The organism is Roseateles sp., assembly GCF_031397715.1.
Lineage (GTDB): Bacteria > Pseudomonadota > Gammaproteobacteria > Burkholderiales > Burkholderiaceae_C > Paucibacter_A.
The window spans coordinates 1-6530 of record NZ_JANNMI010000048.1 but is presented as its reverse complement, the minus strand read 5'-3'; the positions used below and the strand labels follow the sequence as shown (position 1 = coordinate 6530).

6 protein-coding genes and 2 pseudogenes are annotated in these 6530 nt (G+C 64.6%); 3 read left to right on the top strand and 5 right to left on the bottom strand.

The features are described 5' to 3' along the window. The 5 genes and pseudogenes from RMO57_RS02315 to RMO57_RS02295 all read right to left on the bottom strand — a co-directional run. Positions 1–113: pseudogene (locus RMO57_RS02315) on the bottom strand (selenide, water dikinase SelD); the annotation flags it as partial. Beyond that, positions 109–1584: pseudogene (locus RMO57_RS02310) on the bottom strand (ATP-dependent DNA helicase RecG); the annotation flags it as partial. The pseudogenes RMO57_RS02315 and RMO57_RS02310, both read right to left, overlap by 5 nt. Positions 1585–1647: 63 nt before the next feature. Further along, the gene (locus RMO57_RS02305; RefSeq protein ID WP_310383826.1) at positions 1648–2028 is read right to left on the bottom strand and encodes a hypothetical protein; all 381 of its coding nucleotides are present in this window, start codon (positions 2026–2028) and stop codon (positions 1648–1650) included. A gap of 40 nt (positions 2029–2068) precedes the next feature. Further along, positions 2069–2476 carry a TraR/DksA family transcriptional regulator gene (locus tag RMO57_RS02300; RefSeq protein ID WP_310383824.1) on the bottom strand — a complete coding sequence of 136 codons (408 nt, stop codon included), beginning with the start codon at positions 2474–2476 and terminating at the stop codon, positions 2069–2071. An 87-nt stretch (positions 2477–2563) separates the two neighbouring features. Next, a complete protein-coding gene (locus RMO57_RS02295) occupies positions 2564–3196 on the bottom strand; it encodes an FxDxF family PEP-CTERM protein (RefSeq protein WP_310383822.1) in 633 nt (210 codons plus the stop codon). A 244-nt stretch (positions 3197–3440) separates the two neighbouring features. Between RMO57_RS02295 and queA the strand changes: the two genes are divergently transcribed. From queA to RMO57_RS02280, 3 genes are all read left to right on the top strand, one after another. Beyond that, positions 3441–4514 (top strand): tRNA preQ1(34) S-adenosylmethionine ribosyltransferase-isomerase QueA, encoded by a 1074-nt coding sequence (queA, locus tag RMO57_RS02290; RefSeq protein ID WP_310383821.1) that lies wholly within the window; start codon positions 3441–3443, stop codon positions 4512–4514. Positions 4515–4554: 40 nt separating this feature from the next. Next, a complete protein-coding gene (locus tag RMO57_RS02285) occupies positions 4555–5742 on the top strand; it encodes an amino acid aminotransferase (RefSeq protein WP_310383819.1) in 1188 nt (395 codons plus the stop codon). After that, positions 5673–6530, top strand: an 858-nt coding sequence (locus tag RMO57_RS02280) for an alpha/beta hydrolase (RefSeq protein ID WP_310383817.1), incomplete at its 3' end; no start/stop codon positions are given. The genes RMO57_RS02285 and RMO57_RS02280, both read left to right, overlap by 70 nt.

The following is a 6530-nucleotide window of genomic DNA, read 5'->3' as shown; positions in this document are numbered from 1 at the left end:
AGCGAATCGAAGCGGAAACGCAGGGTGGCGCCCGAGCCGCGCGCGATGTTCCAGGCATGGCCGGTGAGGCCGAAACCGGTGATGTCGGTGGCCGCGGTGGCGCCGTGGACGCTTGCTGTCGGCAAACACCTTGGTGACGATAGGCGTGCGCCCGGGCGGCAACTCGTCGATGGTGGAGACCGCCAGGTCGGCGAAATAGGTCATCGCCAGCGTGCGCGGAATTGGCGTCGCGCTCATCATCAAGAGATGCGGCTCCAGATCCATTGACGCCAGCTTCTTGCGCAGGGCCAGCCGCTGGGCGACGCCGAAGCGGTGCTGCTCGTCGATGATGGCCAGGCCCAGCCGGGCGAACTTCACTTTGTCCTCGATCACCGCGTGCGTGCCGATCACCAGCTGCGCGGAGCCATCCGCCGCCGCGTCCAGCATCTTCTGCCTGGCCTTGCCCTTGACGCTGCCGGTCAACCAGGCCACCTTGAGCCCCAGCGGCTCCAGCCAGCCGACCAGCTTCTTGAAATGCTGTTCGGCCAGGATCTCGGTCGGCGCCATCAGCGCGCATTGCCAGCCGGCGTCGATGGCCACCGCTGCGGCCAGCGCGGCCACCACCGTCTTGCCGGACCCCACATCGCCTTGCAAGAGCCGGTGCATCGGTTGCCCCAGGGCCAGGTCTTGCGCTATTTCTTCACTGACCCGCTGTTGCGCGCCGGTCAAGCCAAACGGCAACACCGCCAGCAACTGCTCGTGCAGGCCACCGCGTTTGGCTTTGAGGGCCGGCGCTTTCAGCAGCGCCCGTTCACGCTGCGCCTGCATCTGGCTGATTTGCTGGGCCAATAACTCCTCGAACTTGAGCCGCTGCCAGGCCGGGTGGCTGTGGTCTTCCAAGGTCATCAGGCGCGCTTGCGGCGGCGGGTGATGCAGGAAGTTCAAGGCGTCGCGCAACGCCGGCAGCGTGGGCGGCACGACGCCGGCGGGCAGCAGCTCGTTCAGGTCGGCGCGGCTCAAGCCCGAAGCGACCGCGCGGCGCAAATAGGCTTGCGGCAGGCCGTTGCTGGCCGGGTAAACGGGCGTCAGCGCCGTGGCCAGGGCCGTGCCTTCGACGACGGCTTTGAACGTGGGGTGCACCATCTCGCGACCAAAAAAACCGTGACGTAACTCGCCTCGCACACGGATGCGGGCGCCGACGGCCATGGTCTTTTGATGCGAGGGGTAGAAGTGGATAAACCTCAACACTAATTGTGAGCCCCCAGAGCTGCGTGTACCCAGCTCACCCCCCGAGGGGGGCAAGTCATTCTTGGGGCGGCCCGACGAATGACTTGGCTCCGCGCCGCTGTCGTCTGTGATGGTCACCAGCAGCACGCGCCGGCCGCGCGTCTCAACTCGGCACTCCAGCACCTCGCCCTCGCATTGCACCGCCTCGCCCTCATGCGACTGCGCCTCGGCAATCGGCGTGATGCGGGTCTCGTCCTCATAGCGCATCGGCAGATGCAGGGCCAGGTCGATATCGCGCAGCAGGCCGAGCTTCTCCAGCGCCTTTTGCGGCGCGGACTTGGGCTTGTTGGGTGGGGGCGTGGTGCTGGCCTCGGGCATGGGCGGCATTGTGCCGTGGCCGCGGCCGCCTGCGCTCCAGAGGAGCTCAGCGGCTCAAATAACTCACATCGGCGACGGTGTCCCGGCCATCCGGTCGTACTTCAAGAAGAACTGCTTGGCGATGGCGACGAGTTGGTTCTCGGTCGGGTGGTCAACGGTTTCATAACCGACGATGTGCTTGGCGGTAAGCGGGCGGTGCTTGTCGGCGTAATGCTTGAAGTCGGCTTGTGCGGTGGAAGAACCCACCACCAGCACCTCCTCGATGCCGTCCAGCGCGTCGCAGACCTCGCCAAAAAACTCATGCTCGCTGCGCACCGCGCTGCCATGCTGCTTGGTGTGATGGCTGTGCGCCTTGACCTTCTCGGCCTGCACATGAGCCTCGTCGAACTGCAAGACCTTGGCGCTTTGATGATCGAGCCAAACAAGAGCGTGAAACATAGTCATGACTGAAAGTCCTTTCGGTGGGATGAAGAAGTGTGAGGAGTTAAAGCTTGCGCGCTGTGCCGGCCTGGCCGTGCTCGATGGCGGCCTGGCAAGTGATGCAGCGCGGCACCTCGGGATTGGCCTTCAGGCGCTCGAACGCAATCGCCGCGCCGCAGTCGCTGCACAAGCCAAATTCAGCGCTGCGCAGGCGTTGCAGCGCCTCGTTGACTTGACGCAGCGCGTCCAGATTGGCATCGCTGCGCGCCAAATCGACCTCCCGGTCGGTGGCATGGGCTTGCTCGCCGTCGCCGTCTTGGAGCAATTGCTCGCGGGCATGCTCGACCCGGCCTTGCTCACCCAACTGTGACTGCAGCGCTTGCTCCAGCACGGCTTGGCGCTGCCGCAGCGCGGCCTCCAGCACAGCATATTGACCCGGGCTCAGGTCTTGTTGAACGGCTTGAAGTTTCATTGCGAGTCTCCTTGAATGGATGCTCGCACCATTGGCCCCCGGTCAGCTTGACCTGTATCAAACCAGCCAAGCGAAGGGTTCAGGCCATCAACCGGCCTTGCTTTGGCGCCGCGCAACGAAGCCCAGCAGGCTCAGGCCGGCCAGCAGCAACGCGTACTGTTGCGGCTCCGGCACCGGCGAAATCGCCAGCGCGCCGCCGAAATTTCCCTTGGTGTTGCCACGCACCTCCAGCACGTACAGACCGGCGGTCAGATGGGTCGGCGCCAGCACCGAGATGGAAGCGCCGCCCAGCGAGATGTTGTCGCTCCATTTTTGGACAATATTCGGGCCGGCCGAGTTGTCGCCCAGGAAGCTGCCATTGAAGGCGTAGATCCGCTCGGACAGATTGAGCACGCCGGTGCTGTTGTTGAGCGTCGTGGCGATGCTCTCGGCAATCGCGGTCGTGGTCTGGATCACATAAGCCGCGTAAAAGAAATTATTGCCACTCACTTGCGGCGTGAACGAGCCGGTAGCGCCACTGAAATTGAAGCCGGTCGCGGCGCCCACGCTTGTGTGGAGGTGATTGACGACTGTGTTGCTGGCGTTCGACGCGGTCAAGCTGCCGTTGGCAAACACCTCCAGCGTCTGGGCCGAGGCCGCACTGATGGCGCCGAAACCGAACAGCGCGAAGGCCGCGACGGCGCTCCCACCTGGGAATTGCTTGTTGTTTTTGAGGTTCATGTTGTACTGCTCCGAGCTAAGACAAAAGAATGGCCGTCTCAGGCACGGCTGTCGCGCTGGCAACAAAGCCTGGCGAGATGCAGAACAAGGACCGACAGCGTGAAGACTAACTGCTGCATATGACGGCGCCAGGCATGCACTGGGGTGCTGGCGTAGTCTGTAAAGCTCATGCCGCCCGGCCCGCATGGGAAAATGCCGTTCTTTCATTTTGTTTGGCACGGGTCCGTCCGGCCCTCAACACTGCATGCAATCCAGCCCTCACTTCACGCACAGCGTCAGCGACTTTGATTTCGAGCTGCCGCCGGCGCTGATCGCTCAGCATCCTGCGCCCGAGCGCAGCGGCTCCCGCCTGCTGGATGGCCGCAGCCAGCCCCCCGTTGACCGCATCTTCCGCGAGCTGCCCGAGCTGTTAAGCCCCGGCGACCTGCTGGTCTTCAACAACACCAAGGTGATCAAGGCGCGGATGTTCGGAGCCAAGTCCACCGGCGGCTCAGTGGAGGCCTTGATTGAACGCGTGCTACCCGGAACCTTGGAAGTCTGGGCCCATCTGCGCGCCAGCAAAAGCCCCAAGCCCGGCTCTTGGGTGCGCTTCAACGACGCCTTTGACGCCGAGGTCTTGGGCCGCTGCGGCCCCGACAACGGCATGTTCCATCTGCGCTTCCCCAGTGACCCGTTCGCGCTGCTGGAGCTGCATGGCCATGTGCCGCTGCCGCCCTATATCGCTCACGCCGACGCAGCCGATGACGTAAGGCGTTACCAGACCGTGTTTGCCAAGGAGCCCGGCGCGGTGGCGGCGCCGACCGCCGCCTTGCACTTTGACGAGGCCTTGCTGGCTCGCTTGGCCGCCAACGGCGTGGCCACCGCGCATGTCACTCTCCACGTTGGCGCCGGCACGTTTCAGCCGGTGCGGGTGGAGCGGCTGGACCAGCACAAGATGCACAGCGAGTGGTTTGAGGTCACGGCCGCGACCGTCGAAGCGGTGGCCGCCTGCAAGGCGCGCGGCGGGCGGGTGGTGGCCGTCGGCACCACCACGCTGCGGGCGCTGGAGTCGGCGGCCTCGGCAGGTGAATTGCAGCCTGGCGCGCGCGAGACCGCGATTTTCATCACGCCCGGCTTTCAGTTCAACGTCGTCGACAGCCTGGTCACCAACTTTCATTTGCCCAAGAGCACGCTGATGATGTTGGTCAGTGCCTTTGCCGGCTATGCGCCCATCATGGCCCTGTACCGCCACGCCATCGCGGCCGAGTATCGCTTTTTCAGCTATGGCGACGCGATGCTGCTGCAGCGCTTGGATTGGCAATCGCAAGCCCCGCGATAATGCGCCGAGTTTTTGTCCCTTTTTGCCTGGAGTCCTGACCATGTTCCATCACGTTGACGCCTATGCCGGCGACCCTATCCTGAGCCTCAACGAGGCCTTCCAGAAAGACACCCGTGCGGGCAAGATCAACCTGTCGATCGGCATCTACTTTGATGATGACGGCAAGATCCCGATGCTGGATTCGGTCCGCAAGGCGGAGCTGCAAGTGGTGGCCGAGGCCGGCGCGCGGCCTTATCTGCCAATGGAAGGCGCGGCCAATTTCCGCAGCGCCGTGCAAAAGCTGTTGTTCGGTGACGGCAACCCGGTGCTGGAACGCACGGTGACGATACAGAGCGTCGGCTCCAGCGGCGGCCTCAAGGTCGGCGCTGATTTCATCAAGCGCTATTTCCCCGACAGCGCCATCTATGTCTCCGACCCGACCTGGGACAACCACCGCGCGGTGTTTGAAGGCTCCGGCATCGAGGTCAAAACCTACCCCTACTACGACGCGGCCACCGGCGGTGTGCGGTTTGCCGACATGCTGGCCGCCATCCAGGCGCTGCCGGCCAAGAGCGTGGTTTTGATGCACGCCTGCTGCCACAACCCGACCGGTGTCGACCTGACCCCGCTGCAGTGGGACGAGCTGATCCCGGTGCTGAAAGAGCGCGATTTGCTGCCCTTCCTGGACCTGGCTTATCAAGGCTATGGCGACGGCATCGAGGAGGACGCTTTCGCCGTGCGTGCGATGGCCGACGCGGGCCTGAGCTTCTTCGTCGCCAACAGCTTTTCCAAGAGCATGAGCTTGTACGGCGAGCGCTGCGGCGCGCTGAGCGTGGTTTGCCCGAATGCCGCGCAGGCGGTCAATGTGTTGGGCCAGCTGAAGTTCTTGATCCGCCGCAACTACTCCAACCCGCCGATGCACGGCGGCCAGCTGGTCGCTCGCGTGTTGACCGACCCGGCCCTGCGCTCGCAGTGGGAAGGCGAAGTCGACGCGATGCGCCAACGCATTCACGAGATGCGTAACGCCTTGTACGAGGTGCTCAGTGCCAAGCTGCCGGGCCGCAATTTCGACTACTTCCTGACCCAGCGCGGCATGTTCAGCTACACCGGCTTGAGCGCCGCTCAGGTGGACCGTTTGAAGGAAGAGTTTGCCGTCTATTTGGTCCGTTCGGGCCGCATGTGCGTGGCCGGGCTGAACAGCAAGAACGTCGAGGCCACGGCCGCGGCGATGGCGGCTGTATTGGCCTGAAGTCAACTGCGGTCGACGCGCTGCCGTCCCGGCTCGATCAGCTCGACGCGCATCTGGCCGCGGCCGAGGCGCGTCTGCTTGACGTCACGCCGGGCGCCGAGAAGCACATCGTCTGGGGCCCCGCCGGTCGGGTACGGGCGCCCTGGGCGGTGGTCTATCTGCATGGCTTCACCGCCACGCGCCAGGAGATGGCGCCGCTGCCCGAAATGCTCGCGCAAGGCTTGGGCGGCCATGTCTTCTACACCCGCTTGAGTGGGCATGGCCGGCCCGGCGCGGCCATGGCCGGCATGTCGGTCGCGCAGTGGCAGGCCGACGCACTGGAGGCGCTGGCGCTGGGCCATCAGCTGGGCCAGCGGGTGCTGGTGATGGGCACGTCCACCGGCGCCACGCTGGCCGCCTGGGCCGCCCTGCAACCGCAGGGGCACGATGTCGCGGCCTGGGTATTGGTGTCCCCCAACTTTGGCCCCAAGGATCGCTTTGCCGCGCTGATCAACTGGTCATGGGGCCGCGCCCTGATCCACTGGGTACACGGCGGCGTGATGCGCTACTCGCCCCTCAACGCCACCAAGGCGCGCTTCTGGACGCATGAATACCCGACCTCGGCGCTGGACCCGATGATGTCCTTGGTGAAGCAGGTACGCGCGAGCCGATTGGAGGCGATCAGCGCGCCGCTGCTGATGCTGCTGTCGCCGCGCGACAGCGTCATCAATGTGGCCGACGCGCGGGCCGCCTTCAAGCGCTTCGGCAGCGCTGTCAAATGCTTGATCGAGGTTGACTACAGCGAGAGC

What these genes read in the sequence shown, in the direction of transcription:
- RMO57_RS02305 (WP_310383826.1), bottom strand. Translation starts at nt 2,028, where the DNA reads ATGACTATGTTTCACGCTCTTGTTTGGCTCGATCATCAAAGCGCCAAG.
- RMO57_RS02300 (WP_310383824.1), bottom strand. Translation starts at nt 2,476, where the DNA reads ATGAAACTTCAAGCCGTTCAACAAGACCTGAGCCCGGGTCAATATGCT.
- RMO57_RS02295 (WP_310383822.1), bottom strand. Translation starts at nt 3,196, where the DNA reads ATGAACCTCAAAAACAACAAGCAATTCCCAGGTGGGAGCGCCGTCGCG.
- queA (WP_310383821.1), top strand. Translation starts at nt 3,441, where the DNA reads ATGCAATCCAGCCCTCACTTCACGCACAGCGTCAGCGACTTTGATTTC.
- RMO57_RS02285 (WP_310383819.1), top strand. Translation starts at nt 4,555, where the DNA reads ATGTTCCATCACGTTGACGCCTATGCCGGCGACCCTATCCTGAGCCTC.